14 protein-coding genes and 2 pseudogenes are annotated in these 16,884 nt (G+C 62.1%); 4 read left to right on the top strand and 12 right to left on the bottom strand.

Annotation, left to right across the window (positions count from 1 at the left end):
• Positions 1–117 precede the first annotated feature (117 nt).
• Together OC184_RS16500 and OC184_RS16505 are read left to right on the top strand one after the other, a co-directional pair.
• Positions 118–291: pseudogene (locus OC184_RS16500) on the top strand (ATP-binding protein); the annotation flags it as partial.
• A gap of 388 nt (positions 292–679) precedes the next feature.
• Positions 680–1,546: an amidohydrolase family protein gene (locus OC184_RS16505; RefSeq protein WP_265508263.1), complete on the top strand. Its 867-nt coding sequence runs from the start codon at positions 680–682 to the stop codon at positions 1,544–1,546.
• Here OC184_RS16505 and OC184_RS16510 read toward each other — a convergent pair.
• The 10 genes from OC184_RS16510 to OC184_RS16555 all read right to left on the bottom strand — a co-directional run bounded on the left by OC184_RS16510 (position 1,543) and on the right by OC184_RS16555 (position 12,920).
• A complete protein-coding gene (locus tag OC184_RS16510) occupies positions 1,543–2,274 on the bottom strand; it encodes a GntR family transcriptional regulator (RefSeq protein ID WP_265508264.1) in 732 nt (243 codons plus the stop codon). The two genes, OC184_RS16505 and OC184_RS16510, sit on opposite strands and share 4 nt — an antisense overlap.
• Positions 2,275–2,380: 106 nt before the next feature.
• Positions 2,381–4,963, bottom strand: coding sequence for an aconitate hydratase AcnA (acnA, locus tag OC184_RS16515; RefSeq protein WP_265508265.1), 2,583 nt, complete (start codon positions 4,961–4,963; stop codon positions 2,381–2,383).
• Positions 4,951–6,003: an AbrB family transcriptional regulator gene (locus OC184_RS16520; RefSeq protein WP_265508266.1), complete on the bottom strand. Its 1,053-nt coding sequence runs from the start codon at positions 6,001–6,003 to the stop codon at positions 4,951–4,953. The genes acnA and OC184_RS16520 overlap by 13 nt, the downstream gene beginning before the upstream one ends.
• Before the next feature lie 55 nt (positions 6,004–6,058).
• On the bottom strand, positions 6,059–6,697 hold the full coding sequence (gene otnC / locus OC184_RS16525) for a 3-oxo-tetronate 4-phosphate decarboxylase (protein ID WP_265508267.1): 639 nt from the start codon (positions 6,695–6,697) through the stop codon (positions 6,059–6,061).
• Entirely contained in the window at positions 6,694–7,980 is a 1,287-nt protein-coding gene (gene otnK / locus OC184_RS16530) for a 3-oxo-tetronate kinase (protein ID WP_265508268.1), read from the bottom strand. The genes otnC and otnK overlap by 4 nt, the downstream gene beginning before the upstream one ends.
• Entirely contained in the window at positions 7,974–8,657 is a 684-nt protein-coding gene (locus tag OC184_RS16535; RefSeq protein WP_265508269.1) for an aspartate/glutamate racemase family protein, read from the bottom strand. The genes otnK and OC184_RS16535 overlap by 7 nt, the downstream gene beginning before the upstream one ends.
• A gap of 52 nt (positions 8,658–8,709) precedes the next feature.
• A complete protein-coding gene (locus OC184_RS16540; RefSeq protein WP_265508270.1) occupies positions 8,710–9,783 on the bottom strand; it encodes an isocitrate/isopropylmalate dehydrogenase family protein in 1,074 nt (357 codons plus the stop codon).
• Between the two features lie 97 nt (positions 9,784–9,880).
• The gene (locus OC184_RS16545) at positions 9,881–11,428 is read right to left on the bottom strand and encodes a tripartite tricarboxylate transporter permease (RefSeq protein WP_265508271.1); all 1,548 of its coding nucleotides are present in this window, start codon (positions 11,426–11,428) and stop codon (positions 9,881–9,883) included.
• A 10-nt stretch (positions 11,429–11,438) separates the two neighbouring features.
• The gene (locus OC184_RS16550; protein ID WP_265508272.1) at positions 11,439–11,870 is read right to left on the bottom strand and encodes a tripartite tricarboxylate transporter TctB family protein; all 432 of its coding nucleotides are present in this window, start codon (positions 11,868–11,870) and stop codon (positions 11,439–11,441) included.
• A gap of 60 nt (positions 11,871–11,930) precedes the next feature.
• Positions 11,931–12,920, bottom strand: coding sequence for a Bug family tripartite tricarboxylate transporter substrate binding protein (locus OC184_RS16555; RefSeq protein ID WP_265508273.1), 990 nt, complete (start codon positions 12,918–12,920; stop codon positions 11,931–11,933).
• Positions 12,921–13,192: 272 nt separating this feature from the next.
• Between OC184_RS16555 and OC184_RS16560 the strand changes: the two genes are divergently transcribed.
• Positions 13,193–14,101 carry a GntR family transcriptional regulator gene (locus OC184_RS16560; RefSeq protein ID WP_265508274.1) on the top strand — a complete coding sequence of 303 codons (909 nt, stop codon included), beginning with the start codon at positions 13,193–13,195 and terminating at the stop codon, positions 14,099–14,101.
• Positions 14,102–14,353: 252 nt separating this feature from the next.
• On the opposite strand, the gene OC184_RS16565 is transcribed toward OC184_RS16560, so the two are convergent.
• Both OC184_RS16565 and OC184_RS16570 read right to left on the bottom strand, forming a co-directional pair.
• Positions 14,354–15,451 (bottom strand): flavin monoamine oxidase family protein, encoded by a 1,098-nt coding sequence (locus tag OC184_RS16565; RefSeq protein WP_265508275.1) that lies wholly within the window; start codon positions 15,449–15,451, stop codon positions 14,354–14,356.
• Positions 15,452–15,465: 14 nt separating this feature from the next.
• Positions 15,466–16,146, bottom strand: coding sequence for a cupin domain-containing protein (locus OC184_RS16570; protein WP_265508276.1), 681 nt, complete (start codon positions 16,144–16,146; stop codon positions 15,466–15,468).
• Positions 16,147–16,638: 492 nt separating this feature from the next.
• Here OC184_RS16570 and OC184_RS16575 point away from each other — a divergent pair.
• A pseudogene (locus OC184_RS16575) lies at positions 16,639–16,884 on the top strand (IS3 family transposase); the annotation flags it as partial.

The following is a 16,884-nucleotide window of genomic DNA, read 5'->3' on the forward strand; positions in this document are numbered from 1 at the left end:
TACCTTAAGGCGACTTTGGAAGCAGTCGCCGCCGGTTACCCACAGGCCCACATCGACGATCTGCTGCCTTGGAACTTAAAGCTGTCAAGCTGAACGTGCGTGGGGCGCAACCGCCGCTTACTGATCACCAGCAATCTGCCCTTCGATGAATGGACCGAAACCTTCGGCTCCGAGCGCCTCACCGGCGCACTGCTCGACAGGCTGACCCACCACGTCAGCATACTCGAAATGAACGGCGAGAGTTATCGCCTCGCCAACAGCACCGCCCGAAAGCGGCAACAAAAGTCCTGAGATTAGATCGCCTCGATTTGGCCCCAAGGGGCCAATGCGCCATGGCACGCGCCAGCTCTATGGTAAGCGCGCGCGCCATGGCGCCGGCCATCGTCACCTGGCCTGATTTTACGCCGCCGCGTGGCCGGGTTTTGCACCGCCGTTGACAATTTCCCTCCCGATCGAAGGACGGCCCCTCCAGGAAGGCCCGGAAGCGCTTTCCCGGATGCTGGATACGTGCCCAATCCGAACTTTCAGACGGCCGGAGATCCTCGGGAACCTCGGCAAAGACATCTGCCGTGACTTCGGGCGGCGGGGAGAAGAACATCAGGCCCTCCAATTGCATTTCAACAGGTTTAGATGCAAATGTTTCGTGAAGGCAACGAAAATGTTTACTTAGGTTCTGAAAATGACCAGTCATTTACCTGTCGTCGACTGCCATGTGCATGTTTTTCTTCCGGAATGCTTCAGCTTCTCCGCTCGCCGGAGCTACACTCCCGGACCGGCAACCACGGCCGATCTGGTGGCGCATCTGGACCGAATCGGGGCACACCGCGTCCTTGTTGTTCAACCGAGCCCGTATGGCACCGACAACCGCGCGACGCTTGCAGCCATTGCCAAGCTCGGGCTGGACAGGGCGCGTGGCGTTGCCGTGGTCGATCCCCGCCAGGTCACGTCAGACGACATCAGGACATTGCGTGCGCAGGGCGTCGTAGCCTGTCGCGCCAACCTCAAGACCCGAGGGACAACGGACATAGAAGACTGTGCAGCCTATCTCCGGGCCCTGGACTCTGTCTTGCTCGGCACGGATATGGCGATCGAAATCTATCTGCCGCTGCCTACCCTGCTACGTCTTCGTCCCGTCTTGGCCGCTACTCCGCGCGTCTTCATTCTCGACCATTTCGCCGGATTGGATACGACGTCGGCCAATCTGGATGCTGAGATAGATGCGCTGTGCGACCTGCTGTCTCTGCCAAATGTGATCCTCAAAGCATCAGGCGCATGCCGCGCGACGGGCTATTCCGCAACTAATGACCCTTTGGATCCGATTGCGCCGCTCTTGTTTCGTGCGGCGCCTGGTCGCGTGATCTGGGGAAGCGACTGGCCGCACACTGGGCGGTCAGCCGAGCGCGCCTTCCGGCCGCTGTCGGAGGTTGAGCCGTTCATGTCTATCGACGACATGCGTGCGCTTGCTGATCTCCAGCGGTGGGCAGGCAGTTCCGAACATGCGCAGGCCATTCTTGCGGAAACTCCGGCACAATTGTTCGGCTTCTAGGATCGCTCGCGCAGAGAGGCAGTATAGCGGAAGGAGAAAGGCTCTACGTAAAAGGATTCTCCGTGAAGTATCACGCTGTCGGAAATGTCGAACAGGGTGTGGGAGCGGACGAGTAACGGCGAACCTGGGCCGACACCGAGGTCATGCGCCTGTGCATCCGTGGCGCTGACCGCACGCAGAACAGCCTCGATACGCCCAATTTCGATCCCCAGGCCCTCCTCGATCAACGAGTGAACTCCTTGACTCTCTAGCGCGCTAACCGGAACGTCCAGAACGATGTTCGGCGCAAAATAACGCAGTTCGGAGCCAATGCAGTTGTCATCAACGAAGCGGAGCCGATACAGAGCCAGCACTGCCTCCCCGATCTCGATACCGAGTTTTCCTGCCGCTCTCGCTGGAGCTGGCACTTTCGAGAATGAGACCAATCGGTAGGTGACGCGGTCTCCGGCGACCTTCATCTCGTTCTCGAACGACTGGATGTTGTGAATGTCCAGGTTGACCTTCACCAACATGTCGTCGTCGATCCTGCAGGCGTAAGTGCCCCGACCAGCATATCTCCGCACTACACCTTCGTGCACGAGACGTGACATGGCGGCCTGCACAGTCGACCTGCTCGCCTGGAATTGCGCGGCCAGTTCCTTCTCGGTCGGTACCCTGCCGCCGGGCTTGATGTGGCCGCCGCGGATAGCGTCCACCAAGGAGTCGTATATCGCTTGCTGCAAAGACATAGAGCCGATGGTCCTTCCCCCTCGCCTTGCCTCTGCGAGAGCCGTGTTGACCGGATATGACTATGCCTTTGCAGAAGGGTCAATCCCGCAAGGACTCTCTGACGCGCTAACGCTTCAGGACGCGGTTCAGGATCGCTGCAAGCACCCCTCCCTGCTGCAACAGCTCTACCTCTTGCCGGGTCTCCACGGCCGCCCGAGCTTCCAGCTGTTGCGCACGGCCGTCAGCTCGCAGCCAGACGAGCGGAACCTCCATTCGCGGAACCAGGCCTTCGACAGGTGCTTCAACGGTGAAGCGATCGCGTGGCTTGATCCCAGCTTCATGGGGGCGGAAGCCGCCGGACAGCTCGATCGGCAGGATGCCCATGCCGATGAGATTGGTGCGGTGGATCCGCTCGAAACTATTGGCGATGACAGCTCGCACACCCAGAAGAGCGACTCCCTTTGCCGCCCAGTCCCTGCTTGAGCCCATTCCGTAGCGCTCACCGGCGAGCACGACCACCGATTGGCCCCCTGCGCGCTGACGGTCTGCCGCCTCGAAGACCGGAAGCCTCGTGCCGTCCTCCAGCACCGTCCAGGCAGGCGGAAGATCCTCGCTCAGGTAGTTCCGCGCCAAGCGGTTGGTGTAAAGACCACGCAGCATCACCTCCCAGTTGCCGCGGTAGGACGCGTAAACGTTGAGGTCCTTGGGATCGCCGCCACGCTCGATCAACCACTCACCGGCCTTCGATGCGGGGTCGATCCAACCGGCAGGCGAAATGTGATCCGTGGTCATATCATCCCCAAGGACCATCAGGGGCACTGCGGAATATGTTCCCAGCCGCGTCCCTTCGTCCAGGGACGCGAATTTCGGCCTCCGGAGATCACGGGAGTCCGGATCCCAGGGGAAGCGGGCAGAGCGCGGAGCTTCGATGTTCTGCCAGACCTCGTTAGCGCTTGCGCGCGCAAAGGCTTGTGGAACATCTTCAGCTCGGAACCCCGCATCCATCGAGGCCTCGATCTCGGCATCGGTGGGCCAGAGGTCGCTGAGATAGACGTTCTTGCCGTTCCCGTCCTGACCGAGCGGCTCCGTAAGGATGTCGCCGCGTATCGTGCCCCGTATTGCATACGCAACGACCATCGGCGGAGAGGCAAGATAGCCGAGGTCGAGCTTGGGGTGAACTCTGCCCGGGAAGTTGCGATTGCCCGAAAGAACGGCGCTGATTGCGCGACCCTCTGCCAATGCAGTTTCGATGACTGCCGGAAGAGGCCCAGAGTTGCCGATGCAGGTGGTGCAGCCAAAGCCGACGATGTCGAAACCGACCGCGGCGAGGTCCTCCAGCAACCCTGCTCGTTCCAGATAATCCCGAGCAGAAGGTGAACCGGGCGCCAGCGACGTCTTCACCCAATCCGCCGGACGAAGGCCGCGCTGTTTCGCCTTCCGGGCCAACAGGCCAGCCGCCATCAACATCCGCGGATCAGAGGTATTGGTGCAGCTGGTGATGGCAGCCACGCCGACGGCGCCATCAGGAACCGGACCAGCTGCAGCGTCCAGATCACGGCCTATCGCGGCCTCGACTGCCACCTGCGCCTCCGCTGGTGCGACTCGGTCCTGCGGGCGCCGCGGGCCTGCGAGTACGGGGTGCAACGCGGACAGGTCGATCGAGATCACTCTGTCAAAGCGGGGGGCTTCGGCGGGGTCGAACCAAAGTCCCATGCTCCGGAACAAGGGCTCAATAGCCCCCGTCAGATGATCAGGTCTGCCCGTGCGCTGAAGATAGTCGACAACCTGCGCATCAACAGGGAAGAAGCCTGTGGAGGCGCCATATTCCGGCGCCATGTTCGCAACCACCGCGCGCTGATCCGCCGTCAGGGCGGCAAGGCCAGGCCCGAAGAACTCGACAAAGCTGCCGGTTACACCGAGCAGGCGGAGCTGATGGGTCACCTCCAGGGCCAGGTCCGTTGCAAGAACGCCCGGGGGCAGCGCCCCGGTCAGCTGCACACCGACGACTTCGGGTACCGCCAGCGATGCCGCCTGACCGAACATGACGCTTTCAGCCTCAAGCCCTCCGACACCCCAGGCCATCACGCCGATGCCATTGATCATCGGGGTATGGCTGTCAGTGCCCAGCAGCATGTCGGGGTGCGCAAGCCCGTCTTCGCGCAGTTCAAGTACGGTCGCCAGCTGCTCCAGATTGATCGTGTGCATGATGCCAGTGCCGGGAGGATTGACGTGCACGCCCTCCATGTTGGCCGAGGCCCATTTCATGAAGGCATAGCGTTCGGCGTTCCGCTGGATCTCGTTGCCGGCATTGCGGCTGAATGCGGCAGGTGATGCGTAGACATCAACGGCCAGCGAGTGATCAACAGAGACTTCGACCGGTAGCTGTGGCGTCAGCTGAGCGGGGTCGCCGCCAGCTTCCGCCACTGCATCTCGCAAGCCCGCGATGTCGGCCAGGGCAGGGGTGCAGGTGGTATCGTGCATCAGGATCCGGTTGGGGCGGAACATGAACTCGAAGCTCGTCGGGCGCCCGCCCAACCAGTCATCCAGGGCAGCCAGAAGCGGCTCCTCTTCCTGGGTTTCCCGCAGGTGGTTTTCCGAAAGCAGCCGCAGCACATGGGGGAGACGCGGCAGCCTTGTTCCGAGGCAGGATTTCAGATCCGTATGGCGCCAACTGCGGCCGTCGACGTCTGGTGTCGTCACGAGCGACATTGTTCGTTTCCTTTCAATTTGCGCAGCAGCACCGGCGCCAGCCCCAATGAGAGGAGCACGCGGACCAGATGATGCAATCCTACGAAGGCCACCTCCCGGCCCATCGCGATGGCAATCAGCGACATTTCGGCCAAGCCGCCAGGCGCGTATGCCAGCGTCAGTGCAAGCTGGTCGAAGCCGGTAAGGTGCAACACCACGAATGCGCCGAGCAGCGCGAAGGCGATCTGGACGGCGACCGTGCTCAGAGCAGCGCCGAAGACGCGGACCAGGGACGAGAGCGGCTGGTTCTGGAACCGCGCGCCGACATTCAATCCGATCACGACCTGCATGATCCGGGAGACCTCCGGAGGAACGACGAAGTGCGTGAAGCCGGTGACATGCAGCGCCGCGCACACGGTCATCGGGACGATGATCAACGGGGCAGGAAGACGCCGTGATCTAGCTGCAGCAACGCCAGCCAGGATGCAGAAAGCGAACCAGCCCCAGTCTGGCCAGGTCATCTGTACAGGCGCGATTGGTGCTGCGCGGCTGATTGTTATCCCATAAAGCAAGCTGACAAGCGGAGGGATCACCAGGATGGAAAGCGCAATGCGCAGCGCATGAACGATGGCCACGCGTCGTTGATCCGCGCCCGCCTGGTCGCTGAGGAAGATCATCTCGGCGATGCCACCGGGAACTGAACACAGCGCCGCGTCGGCCGGTGCAAATCCGAAATGCCGTTGCAGCAGACGGTAGTTCAATGCGCCCGCCACCGCCATCACGACCAACATGAAGCTCAGCGATACCCACCACTCGGGGACCGACAGCAGAACCGGCATGGTGATGGACGCACCAAGAAGCGTTCCGACCGACGCCTTCACGTACGGGACGATCAGCACCGGCTGCTGTGCAGGGATGCGCGCGAGCGAAGCGACGATCATCACCAGCATGGCACCGATGAGCCAACCGAGCGGAACATGCAGGGCATCGCATAGCCAGCCTGCGAGACCTGCAGCCAGAAGCGTCGCCCCAGAGCGAACCGAAGCAGGTAACCGGCTCATGCTCGCGGCCTTTGCAGAACCTGACCGAGGAGACGGAGGCGCAGATGCAGGATCATCAGATCGTGCCGAAGGTGGAGCGCAGTTCGCCCACCTGCTCGGACGTGAGAAGGTTGACGCGCTGACCGCGCAGGGCGATCAGCAGGCGGGCCGTTTCCTCCAGCTCCTCCGCTGCACAGACGGCCGAGAACAAGTTCTTCCCGCTCACGACCGGCCCGTGATTGCTGAGCAGGACCGCCGCATACTGTCCGCGCAGAGCCCTGATCAGTTCACCAGTTTTCGGGTCTCCGGGCCGTGTGTAGGGGATCATTCTGACGGTGCCGACACGCATGACAACATAGGGCGTCAATGGTGGGATGCAGTCCTGCGGATCTACATCTGCAAGGCAGGAAAGCGCAGTCGCCCATGTGGAATGCAGATGGACGACCGCCCCGGCGTCAGGGCGCGTGTCGTAGAAGGCCTGGTGCAGGAACGTTTCCTTGGTCGGCTTGTCACCGCCGACATGGTGGCCGTCAAGGTCCAGCTTGGAGATACGAGCCGGATCAAGATCGCCAAGCCGCACGTTCGTCGGGCTCATCAGGATCCCGTCGTGGAGACGGACCGAGACGTTACCTGCGGTTCCCACGGAAAATCCGCGGTCGAAGAGTGATTTGCAGAGGTGCGCCATTTCCTCGCGCGCCGCATGTTCATCGGTCATCTGATGCCTCCCATGACGTCCAGCGCCTTCGAGAAGAAGTCGGGGGCACCAAAATTGCCGGATTTCAGTGCCAGAAGGACAGGCTCCTGCTGGCCGAGCGACAGAACCGGCACTCCTGGATCGATCTCGGGCCCGAGGGTCATCGCCTCCACATCGAGTTCCCTCGCGACGGCCAGCGCGACCGCCCCTGATGTTTCGCCACCTGCTACGACTATACGGCGCCAGCCCCGGCGCAGAAGTTGGCGTGCAGTTTCGGCGAACAACTCATCCAGCTGCGCCGCGACGACTTCCCGCCCGTAACGGTCCTGTATCTGGCGCACGACGTCCGGTGCGCCCGACGAATACACCAAGGGGGCGCCCGGATTCTCGGAAATGAACTCTGTCAGGGTTTCGGCCGTCACGGCGCCAGCCAGCACTTCAGGAACATCGATAGGATAAACCGGGTGACCAGCTGCGATGTGCTGATCTATCTGGCCTCGCGTGGCACCCGAACAGGATCCGGCAAGGATAGCCGCAGGTCCATGGGCGGGAGTGAAAGTGCCCTCATTGCCGGTCGCGTCCCCGCGGACGATGAAGTTGCGAGGCAGACCTAGCGCGATGCCCGAGCCGCCCGTCAGGAGCGGCGCCCCATCCGAGGCTTTCCCGATGCGCAGAAGATCACCATCGCAAACAGCATCGACCACGCAGAGCACCTGGCCTGCCTGACCCGCCGCGGCAAGTTTGGCCGCGATAGCGTCAGCGCCCAAGGCCACGACTTGCTGAGGCACCAGTCCCACGGGCGTGCTGGTCTGCTTGGAGAGGAAACGACGTATATCCGGGTCCGTCATGGGCGTCAGCGGATGGTGCTCCATCCCGCTCTCCGAGAGCAGGCGGTCGTGCACGAAAAGATGCCCCTGGTAAATGGTGCGACCCATGGTGGGGAAGGCGGGGCAGACGGTGACGCCCTTGGCGTCCAAGGCACGTGCCAGCGCTTCGGCCACTGGGCCGATATTACCTGCTGGTGTGGAGTCGAAGGTAGAGCAGTACTTGAACACGATCTGCCGGCAGCCTTGTGCGCGAAACCAGTTCAATGCCGCCAGCGATTCCCGAACTGCCTCCTCTGCCGGTGCCGACCGCGACTTGAGCGCGATCACTCCAGCCTCGATTCCGCTGGCAACAGCCCTCGTCGGGACGCCCGAGAACTGCGCCGTCCGCAGCCCTCCTTCCGGTGGCACGCCCTTTGCGAGCGTGTTTGCGATATCGCTGGCGCCAGTAAAGTCGTCCGCAATCACGCCGATCAGCATGTGCCCTGCTCCGTATGCTGAGCCGCAAGAATGCGGGCCTTCAGGTGCTCGACGGCGGCATCGGGGCTGCTCAGGACCGGCACCGGCGTCAGCGCCTGCGCCCCTTGTCCCGCTGATGCCATCGAGAACTGTGCCAGCATGATCGCGTCCGCCTGTCCAACGGTCGCGGCGGCCTCTGCGATGAGTGCATCGTGACGCGCGGCATCGCCGGCTTGGAGAGCATCCAGAGCGTCCGGCACGAAGATGGGGCGCAGTTGAGCCTTGGCACCGCGGATGGCCACCTCGGCTTGAAACTCCCTGCTCATGCCGTCAACAGCTGGCGGAAAGGTATAGAGCATGACAATGTCGTGGCCGTGGGCCAGCGCCTGGTCGAACATCGCCTCGTTTGGCTTCAGGACAGGGACCGGGCAGAGGCGCGCAGCCTCCTCGATCCCTGCACCGAACGATGAGCAGGTATAGAGAATACCGTGCGGCTGAAGAGCCTCTGTATAGCGGCACAGCGCGACAATCCGCCGGTCAAGCTCTTCAAGGGATGCCGCGCCGCTTGCCCGATCCACCGCCAGGCTCTCCTCAAGGATGGAGAACGCACGCGCCTCAGGCCACAGGCGCGACAGCGCTGCCTCGATAGGGTCGATTGCAACGCGAGTGGCATGTATTAGAGCAATGCGGTGGGTCATGGTCAGCCTTGCAATGGAGGCGGCGGCCCGGATGGCCGCCGCGTGGTATGGGTCAGGCGGCGCTGATCGCCTCGGCGACGAAGCGTCCGAACTGGTCGGTGTTCACGCTGCCGCCGATGTCCCGGGTCCGCTTCGCCGGATCGTCCAGCGCCTTATCCACGGCCGCAGCGATGGCATTGCCTGCGTCCATCAGCTTCTGCACACCGCGCTGCTCACCGAGCCAAGTCAGCATCATGGCGGCGGACAGAATGAGCGAAGTCGGATTGGCGACGTTCTTGCCGGCAATATCCGGCGCGGAGCCGTGCTGCGCCTGAGCACAGCAAAGGCCAGTTTCGGCATTCGCATTGATCGAGCCGGCAAGCCCCAGGGAGCCGGAAAGCTCGGAAGCGAGGTCTGACAGGATGTCGCCATAGAAGTTCGTGGCCACGACAACGTCATAGGCCTGAGGCTTGCGCACCAGCAGCGCAGCAAAGGCATCGACGATGAGTTCCTCGGTTTGCACCTCGGGAAATTCCTTGGCCACCTCGCGGAAGCATTCAAGAAACAAGCCGTCGGTCATCAGGAACGAGTTCGCCTTGTGGATCGCGGCCACCTTCTTCTTGCGCTGCATCGCCAGCTTGAAGGCCTCGCGGCAGATGCGCATCGACCCGTGACGGGTGATCTTGCGCACCGAGAGGGCCATGTCCGGGTCCGGCATCATCTCGCCCACGCCCTTGAACATGTTGCGGTCGGGATAGAAGCCTTCAGTGGCTTCCCGCATGATCACCAGGTCCATCCCCGACGCCTTGTTCGGCAGGAAGTCGCGAGACCGCGCAGGACGTACGTTCGCATAGAGGTCCAAGCCGATGCGGAAACCCGCGGACACGTTACGGCCGCCTTCGGCCACCGGGGGGTAGTCCATGTGTGACTGGGTGCCCAGGATGACACCATCGAATTCGGTGCGCGCACGTGTCAGCACGTCCTCGCGGAGCGTGATGCCGTGGTTCTTCAAGGAGGTGAACCCTGACTCCTCTTCATGGAAGCTGAGCCCGAGGTCGAACTTCTTGTTTGCCGCTTCGACGACCTCAAGCGTTGCCGCCATGATTTCGGGGCCGATGCCGTCGCAGGGCAGGGTCATGATGCGCATTACTGTCTCCTTACGCATGAGCAGGGTGACCGGGACCCTTCGGGTCCAGACGGTCTTGTTCTTGTGATGGCAGCCGGCTCCGCGGTGGCCGAGAGGATCAATCGCCTGCTGCGATTTCCTCAGAGGGGCGGCTTGCTTCGATCTTCGATTTCAGACGGCGTCCCATGATAATCGGCAGGGTGAAGCCGATGATCGCAATGGCCCAAAGCGCGATCGCAAGGGGGCTTCCCACGAGGACCGTCCAGTCGCCATCCGAGATCGTCATGGCGCGGCGCAGGTTCACTTCCATCTGGTTCCCGAGCAGGATGCCCAGGATGACCGGGACAAGTGGCACGTCGAGCTTGCGAAGAACCCAGCCTACGACCCCGAAGCCGACCATGAGCATCATGTCGAAGGTGGAGCCGGTGATGCTGTAGATGCCGACGAAGGAGATCATTGCGACAACGGGCATCAAGATCCTGGTCGGGACCATCAGCACGCGCACGAAGAGGCTCACCATCGGAATGTTCAGCAAGAGCAGCATGATGTTTGCGATGAACAGAGCTGCGATCAGCCCCCAGACCACGTCCGGGTTGTTCGCGAACAGAAGCGGCCCCGGAGTGATGTTCAAAGACAGCAGGACTGCCAGGAGGACGGCCGTGGTGCCGGACCCCGGGACGCCGAGCGAGAGCATCGGCACCAGTGCGCCGCCAGCGGCAGCGTTGTTTCCGACCTCCGGCGCGACAACGCCACGCGGGTCGCCTTTGCCGAAGGTCTTGCTGTGCGGGTCTACGACCTGCTTTTCCACGGAGTACGACAGGAACGAGCCCAAGGAAGCGCCTGCTCCGGGGAGCACGCCTGCGATGAAGCCGATCACTGTGGCCCGAACCATCGTCCAGCGGGTGCTGACGAGGGTCGGCCAATCGGGCATGAGCTTTCCGACGGCAACGTCGCGGCCAGATTTTGCGGCAGCCCCACCTTTGTGGTGCTCCAGGAACACCAGCACTTCGCTCAGGGCGAATAGTCCGACGATTGCAATCAGGAAGTCGATGCCATCGAACAGATGCGGCTCGTCAAACGTGAAGCGCTGCACGCCGGTTTGCGTATCGACGCCGATCATCGCGATCCCGAGACCCAGCATGGCAGCGAATGCCGATTTTGCCTGATTGGTCGAAGAAACGCCGCCCAGGGTGGCGAATGCCACGGTGAACAGGACGAAATACTCGGCAGGTCCGAACAACAGCGCGATCTTGACGAGCTGCGGTGCGAGGAGCACTAGGCCCCAGGTGGCGAAGAAAGAGCCTACGAAAGAGGCGATTCCCGAGAGCGTCAGCGCTTGCCCGGCCTTGCCCTGAAGGGCCATCGGATAGCCATCAAGACAGGTCATCATCGCCGGCTCATCGCCAGGGATGTTCAGCAGGATCGAACTGATGCGCCCGCCATACATGCAGCCGTAGTAGACGGCTGTCAGCAGGATCAGTGACGATGTCGGCCCAAGTCCAAGCGAGAACGCGATCGGGATCAAGATCGCCACGCCATTCGCAGGGCCAAGGCCCGGCAGCGCGCCCATCAGGGTGCCCAGGAAGGCGCCGACGAGGGCCAGAAGCAGGTTCTGGAAGGTAAGTGCGACTGCGAAGCCGTCGCCCAGAGACGAAAGAATTTCCATGTTTGCGCCCTCAGAAGCCGAAGGGGCCCCGCGCCAGCGACAAGCCAAGGATCAGCTTGAAGACGACGTGGATACCGATTGCTGTGGAAATGCCGATGACGACCGAGTTGAGCGGACGCGAGCCGAGCCGCCAGGTGAGATAGGCAGTGGCGACGCTGGTGGCGATGACGAAGCCGACCGTGGGCAGGAACATGGCGTAGGCGAACATGGCGGCGACCGCCAATCCCAGCTCTGCCAATTGACCCAGACCAGGCCAGTGCGGCTCCACATCAGGTTTCAGGATAAAGACGATCGAGCAGATGATGGTGACGATCCCGATGATGATGGGGAACGTCTTCGGTCCGATCGCGTCCGACATGAAGCTGTCAGGGATGATGGTTGCGGCCCAGATATAGAAGGCCGCCAGGGCTAGGCCGAAGCCACCCAGGATGCGGTCGCTCATGGCGCCAGTCCTTGTTGACGGAGAAAGGGCGGCCGCATGCGCGGACCGCCCGGGAGAGATTTACTGGATAATCCCGATTTCACGCGAGATTTCTTCGATCTCGGCGATGTTGCTTGCGATGAACTGATCCATGTCCTCGCCGAAGTGCTCGAAGGGCTCGATGCCGGCACCTTCCAACATCTTCTGGAACTCTTCGTTCTCGGTCATGGCCCGGATCGAGTCTTCCCAGAACTTGCGGGCTTCTTCAGGTGCGTCCTTCGGGATGTAGTAGCCGCGCCAGTTCGGTCCGACGACATCGTAGCCCTGCTCGATGGCGGTAGGGATATCGGGATATGCCTTCAGGCGCTCCGGCGACAGGACAGCAAGGATCTTCACGTCTCCGGAGTCAACGAACCCCCGGATTTCGGACAGATCGCCGGAAAGCGCCTGCACCGAGTCCGACAGGAGTGCCGTCACCGCCTCGCCGCCGCCGGAGAACGCGACGTATTTCATCTGGCGAACATCCTCGACGCCTGCCGCTTTGCCCAGCAGAAGCGGCTTGATGTGGTCATATCCGCCGACCGCAGACCCGCCCGAGAAGGCTACGGACCGAGGGTCTTCCTTGACCGCGTTCATCAGGTCCTCGAGCGTCTCGAACTTTGAGTCTGCCGCAACACCGATGGCTCCGTACTCGGCGCCGAAAGTTGCAAGCCAATCCACGTCCTCGGGGGTCGAGTTCGGAAAGGCGCCCTGAGCGAGGCGCGACGTCGTCCCGTTCGACGCTGCGACGATCACGTTGCCCGCGTCCGTCCGTTCCTTGGCGACGTGAGCATAGGCGACCCCACCGCCTGCGCCGGTCATGTTGGTCACCTGCATGGTGCCATCAATCAGCCCCATCTCACGCAGGTACTGAGCGGTCGTGCGGCAAATGAAGTCCCAGCCACCCCCCGGCGCAGAAGGCGCCAGACACTCTGGGCTGCTGGGCTTGAAATCTTGTGCGTGCGAGGCGGTAGTGGTGACGCTGAGCGCGGATACAGCGACCAGGCCCACGGCGGCGAATTTCCTGAACATGCATTTTCCTCCCTAATGCAGTGCAAAGCAGCTGATTCTCTCTCTGCTTTAAAGATTGCATATCTGACATGCTAAAGCCAATCAAGGGTAGAGCTTGTGCCGAATGAAGGCGGGGGAGCGCGGCTTTCCCGCAAAAATGGCGATTCCATGTGAAGGAGCTTTCCGACGACCGCCGACACTATCGGATTATAGCCTCCTGAAAAACAATCCTGTTGCCTCTCCTATGGCTTTGCGGCACGGTTCCGCTGACGCGACGCACAGCAGGATTATAAATGTCAACGAGCGAGCTTTCCTCACGCATCTCAGCAAGGCTGGCACAGGACATTGCTGTTGGAGAAATTGCTTGCGGGGCGCACCTGCGTGCACAGGAGGTGGCCGATCGCTACAAGGTCTCGAGGACGCCGATACGCGAGGCATTTGCAGCTCTCGAAGAGCAAGGCATCCTGCGACGCTTCCCCAACCGCGGCTATTTCGTCGCCGACAGCATCCCACAGAACATCATCAGCGAGATCAAAGAGGCTGTCGATGTTGCCCGCGACGAGTATCAGATCTTCGCCGAGGATTGGTTGACTGATCAACTGCCGGAGATCGTGACTGAACAGGCCCTCCGCCAGCGCTACAACATGACAAAGGCACGGCTCAGCGACCTCTTGGCGCGCGCGGCTCGGGAGGGCTGGGCGGAGAGGAAAGAAGGCTATGGATGGCGCCTCCTGCCGGTTGCCAAAACCGCTGAAGCATTTGACGAGATCTACCGCTTCCGGATGGCGATAGAGCCTGCGGCGATGCTGGAGCCGTCCTTCAAGCTGAACAAGGAAGCGCTTGCGAGCCTGAGGCGAACCCAGGAAAGGATGCTGGAAGGAGGTGTCAACTCCTTGCCTGCGGAGAAGCTGTTGGACAACGGAGCCACGTTTCATGAAGAATTGGCCCGCATGTCAAACAACCCGTTTTTTCTCTCCGCGTTGGAGCGGGTCAACAGGATGCGGCGTCTTATGGAGTATCGCACAAAGATCGACCGTCAGCGGTTGACAGAGCAGTGCACCGATCACCTTGAGATTGTCTCGCTTCTTGAACAAGGTGAGGTTCTGGAAGCCTCTTTCTTTATGCGAAGGCATCTCAGCAGCGCGCTCAGACGGAAGGCCAGAACTGCAAAGTTCTGGTCGATGACGCATCAGAAGGACTAAAGGCGGTACACGATCCGAAGACTTGCTTCTAACTGACTGCGATCGAGATGACGCCTGCCGGTGTCAGGCGCGGCGGAGGCCACTGGTGGGTGCAGTTGTCACCTGCACCGCTGTAGGAAAGACTAAATCGAGCGCGCAATTCCTTGTGAAAGCTGATGACTAGAGCCAGACAGCGGCCGCTCGCGACGACACACGCGAGCGACACCATGATTGATCGCAACAGTGTTTTGAGCGAGGATGACCTTATTCCCGCTAGTCCTCGAGCCGTGTCAAGAGCGCCGCAACCGCATCGGCCGAGGCCTCGACAGCGCCCGCGAGATATCCGGCTTCCGTGCGGCTCACCTCGCTTCCTGCCAGGAGGAGGCGTTCCTTCCAGGGACCTTCGACCCACTCCGGCGTAAAGCTGGCATGGCCGGTCGAGACGAGATCCTCGGGTGCCGCCGTCCACGGGTCGTCGGCCCAGTCCTTGTAGAGGATCGCGGTGGGTCTGGCCGCTTCAGCACCGAAGATCCGGGCGAACTGACTGATGCAGGCACGGCCGAGCGCCTCCTGACCCATGCGGAGGCGTTCGGCAGCACCGACACCCAGAAATCCGAAGAGTGCGGCCTGTCCATATGCCGTAGTCGCGTCGTGGATCTCCGGCATCGGGCCGACCATGCTTTGTACCGATCCGGAGTACCCGGCGTCCCGCCAGAAGGGCCTGTCATAGAGCGCAAAGAACTTGGCGTGCGGCGCCATCCATGTCGGCGTATTCCGCCAGAGGACCGCGGTCGCTGTCGGCAGCTGTGGCGTGAACCCTATGACAGACAGAGCGACACGCGGCGGCACTGCCATCAGCACATGCTCGGCGGTGACAGTGTCGCTGCTGCCATCAGCGCATGAGACCACGAGGTACACCCTTCCGCTGTCGAGGGTGAGGTGCTTCACCGGCGCGGAGAGGTGCACCCTCTCTGCCGGGACGGTATCGGCGAGTGCCCGGACGAGGGCCGCCGAGCCACCCACCAGTCGAAGCGACTGCGGCTCTTGAGCTGTGCCCGAATAGCGCTGAGCCGGCTCGCGCGACATGCGCTCAAAGACAACGTCGCCGTCGCTGCTCTGGGCGAACGTTTGCAGCCGCAGCTCCTCGACCAGAGCAGCGATTGCGGGCTGCATGCGCGGCCAGAACCAGGACGGGCCGAGGTCAAACCCGCCGGGACCCGGAGCACCGGTCGCATCCACTGTCAGGATGCGCCCGCCGAGGCGGTCCCGTGCCTCGAAAAGTTCAAAGTCGAGCCCTGCCTGCTGAAGAAGCCGTGCGGCATTGAGCCCCGCAAGGCCACCCCCGACGATGGCCACCGTCGTCTGTTTCATCTCTTGATCCTTCTTCACGCAGGCATCCGGAGTACGTCCGGGTGCTGCAGGGGGGCGTCCTTGATCCAGACGTCAGCGCCTTGGCTTCCTGAGTGTGCAACGAAGGGGCGGCCAGCCGGAAAACGGCACCAGCTGTGCGCGCCGAGGTTTTGTCCGTCCACCTCAAGCTCGCCCGACAGGACCAGTACTTCCAGTCCCCGTTCGGTTGGCACTGTGACGGATCGCTCGGGCTGCCAAGTCTCCAGACGAACCTGCTCAGCGCCATCGTCAAAAAGGACCCGTGCCGACGATGCTCTCTCTCTCACTGCGGCGTGGTCGCCCTCACCGGGCTGGCGGACGATCTGTACCTTGTCGCCGTCGCGAAACTGCCAGAGCCGGACAAAGATCGTGCAGCCCGGCGCTGATGCCGGGCTGTGCGACGTTCCCGGCGGGTTCCGGAAGTAGCTGCCGGCCGGATAATCGCCATGCTCGTCCTGAAAAGTCCCTTCGAGGACAAGGATCTCCTCGCCGCCAGCATGGACATGGGCCGGAAAGGCACTGGCTGGCGCGTAGCGCACGATGGAGGTGGCGCGGGCGACTTCGTCGCCTTCCCGGTAAAGCATCTTCCGATCCACTCCGGCCACAGGGCTGGGGATCCACTCCAGACGGGCGGCCTCTACGGCCACCGGCTGCGTAAGGTCGTCATTTATCTGCATCGTCGTTCTCTCCCATGGTCAGCACCATCCGAAACTTGACGTCGCCGGACAGCATGCGTTGAAAGGCTTTAGTCACGCCCGTGAGCGGCATGGTTTCGTTTCACGGCCAGCGCCCGTCAGGACGCTGCATTCGAGGGTGCGCTCGTCCTCATAGGGCGAGCCGGTGAGGGAGTCGACAATGGCCCGCTCTCCTCCGACAAGAAAGCCCGGCGACACAGCCCAGGGATCCTGTCCCACCCCGAGCAGCACAAGCGTGCCGCAGGAGGCAGCCCCGACAGAACGGCTGCAATGGCCTCGGCGGTGGTGATCGCTGACAGAGTGGCCGTCGTTCCTCCAAGAGCCGGCAGCAACGCGGCCGCATCCTCTTGTCGGATGTCGACGTAGCGATGCGCGCCGACCCCCAGTGCCTCAGACGCAATGTCCTGATGAGCTGCCCACTTAAAATTGGTCCTTCCTGAGGTATGGCTTCCGAGCGATTTGGGGGGTGCAGGAATGCCCCAGAAGAAGCACAAGGCGGAGGAGATCGTCGCGAAGCTCCGGCAAGTCGATGTGCTGGTGTCGCAAGGCCACTCTGTCGCCGATGCGGTGTGCTCGATCAGCGTGACGCCATTTACCTACGACCGGTGGCCCCAGGAATATGGCGGGCTGAAGATCGATCAGGTGAAGCGTCTGAAGGTGGACCTGCACCTGTTCCGTTCCGGTCTTCTGAGAGCGATGCTCTCTTCAAAGGAGACAGGA

The sequence above is a fragment of the Paracoccus rhizosphaerae genome (assembly GCF_026162645.1).
Taxonomy (GTDB): Bacteria; Pseudomonadota; Alphaproteobacteria; order Rhodobacterales; family Rhodobacteraceae; genus Paracoccus; species Paracoccus rhizosphaerae.

What these genes read in the sequence shown, in the direction of transcription:
- OC184_RS16505 (WP_265508263.1), top strand. Translation starts at nt 680, where the DNA reads ATGACCAGTCATTTACCTGTCGTCGACTGCCATGTGCATGTTTTTCTT.
- OC184_RS16510 (WP_265508264.1), bottom strand. Translation starts at nt 2,274, where the DNA reads ATGTCTTTGCAGCAAGCGATATACGACTCCTTGGTGGACGCTATCCGC.
- acnA (WP_265508265.1), bottom strand. Translation starts at nt 4,963, where the DNA reads ATGTCGCTCGTGACGACACCAGACGTCGACGGCCGCAGTTGGCGCCAT.
- OC184_RS16520 (WP_265508266.1), bottom strand. Translation starts at nt 6,003, where the DNA reads ATGAGCCGGTTACCTGCTTCGGTTCGCTCTGGGGCGACGCTTCTGGCT.
- otnC (WP_265508267.1), bottom strand. Translation starts at nt 6,697, where the DNA reads ATGACCGATGAACATGCGGCGCGCGAGGAAATGGCGCACCTCTGCAAA.
- otnK (WP_265508268.1), bottom strand. Translation starts at nt 7,980, where the DNA reads ATGCTGATCGGCGTGATTGCGGACGACTTTACTGGCGCCAGCGATATC.
- OC184_RS16535 (WP_265508269.1), bottom strand. Translation starts at nt 8,657, where the DNA reads ATGACCCACCGCATTGCTCTAATACATGCCACTCGCGTTGCAATCGAC.
- OC184_RS16540 (WP_265508270.1), bottom strand. Translation starts at nt 9,783, where the DNA reads ATGCGCATCATGACCCTGCCCTGCGACGGCATCGGCCCCGAAATCATG.
- OC184_RS16545 (WP_265508271.1), bottom strand. Translation starts at nt 11,428, where the DNA reads ATGGAAATTCTTTCGTCTCTGGGCGACGGCTTCGCAGTCGCACTTACC.
- OC184_RS16550 (WP_265508272.1), bottom strand. Translation starts at nt 11,870, where the DNA reads ATGAGCGACCGCATCCTGGGTGGCTTCGGCCTAGCCCTGGCGGCCTTC.
- OC184_RS16555 (WP_265508273.1), bottom strand. Translation starts at nt 12,920, where the DNA reads ATGTTCAGGAAATTCGCCGCCGTGGGCCTGGTCGCTGTATCCGCGCTC.
- OC184_RS16560 (WP_265508274.1), top strand. Translation starts at nt 13,193, where the DNA reads ATGTCAACGAGCGAGCTTTCCTCACGCATCTCAGCAAGGCTGGCACAG.
- OC184_RS16565 (WP_265508275.1), bottom strand. Translation starts at nt 15,451, where the DNA reads ATGAAACAGACGACGGTGGCCATCGTCGGGGGTGGCCTTGCGGGGCTC.
- OC184_RS16570 (WP_265508276.1), bottom strand. Translation starts at nt 16,146, where the DNA reads ATGCAGATAAATGACGACCTTACGCAGCCGGTGGCCGTAGAGGCCGCC.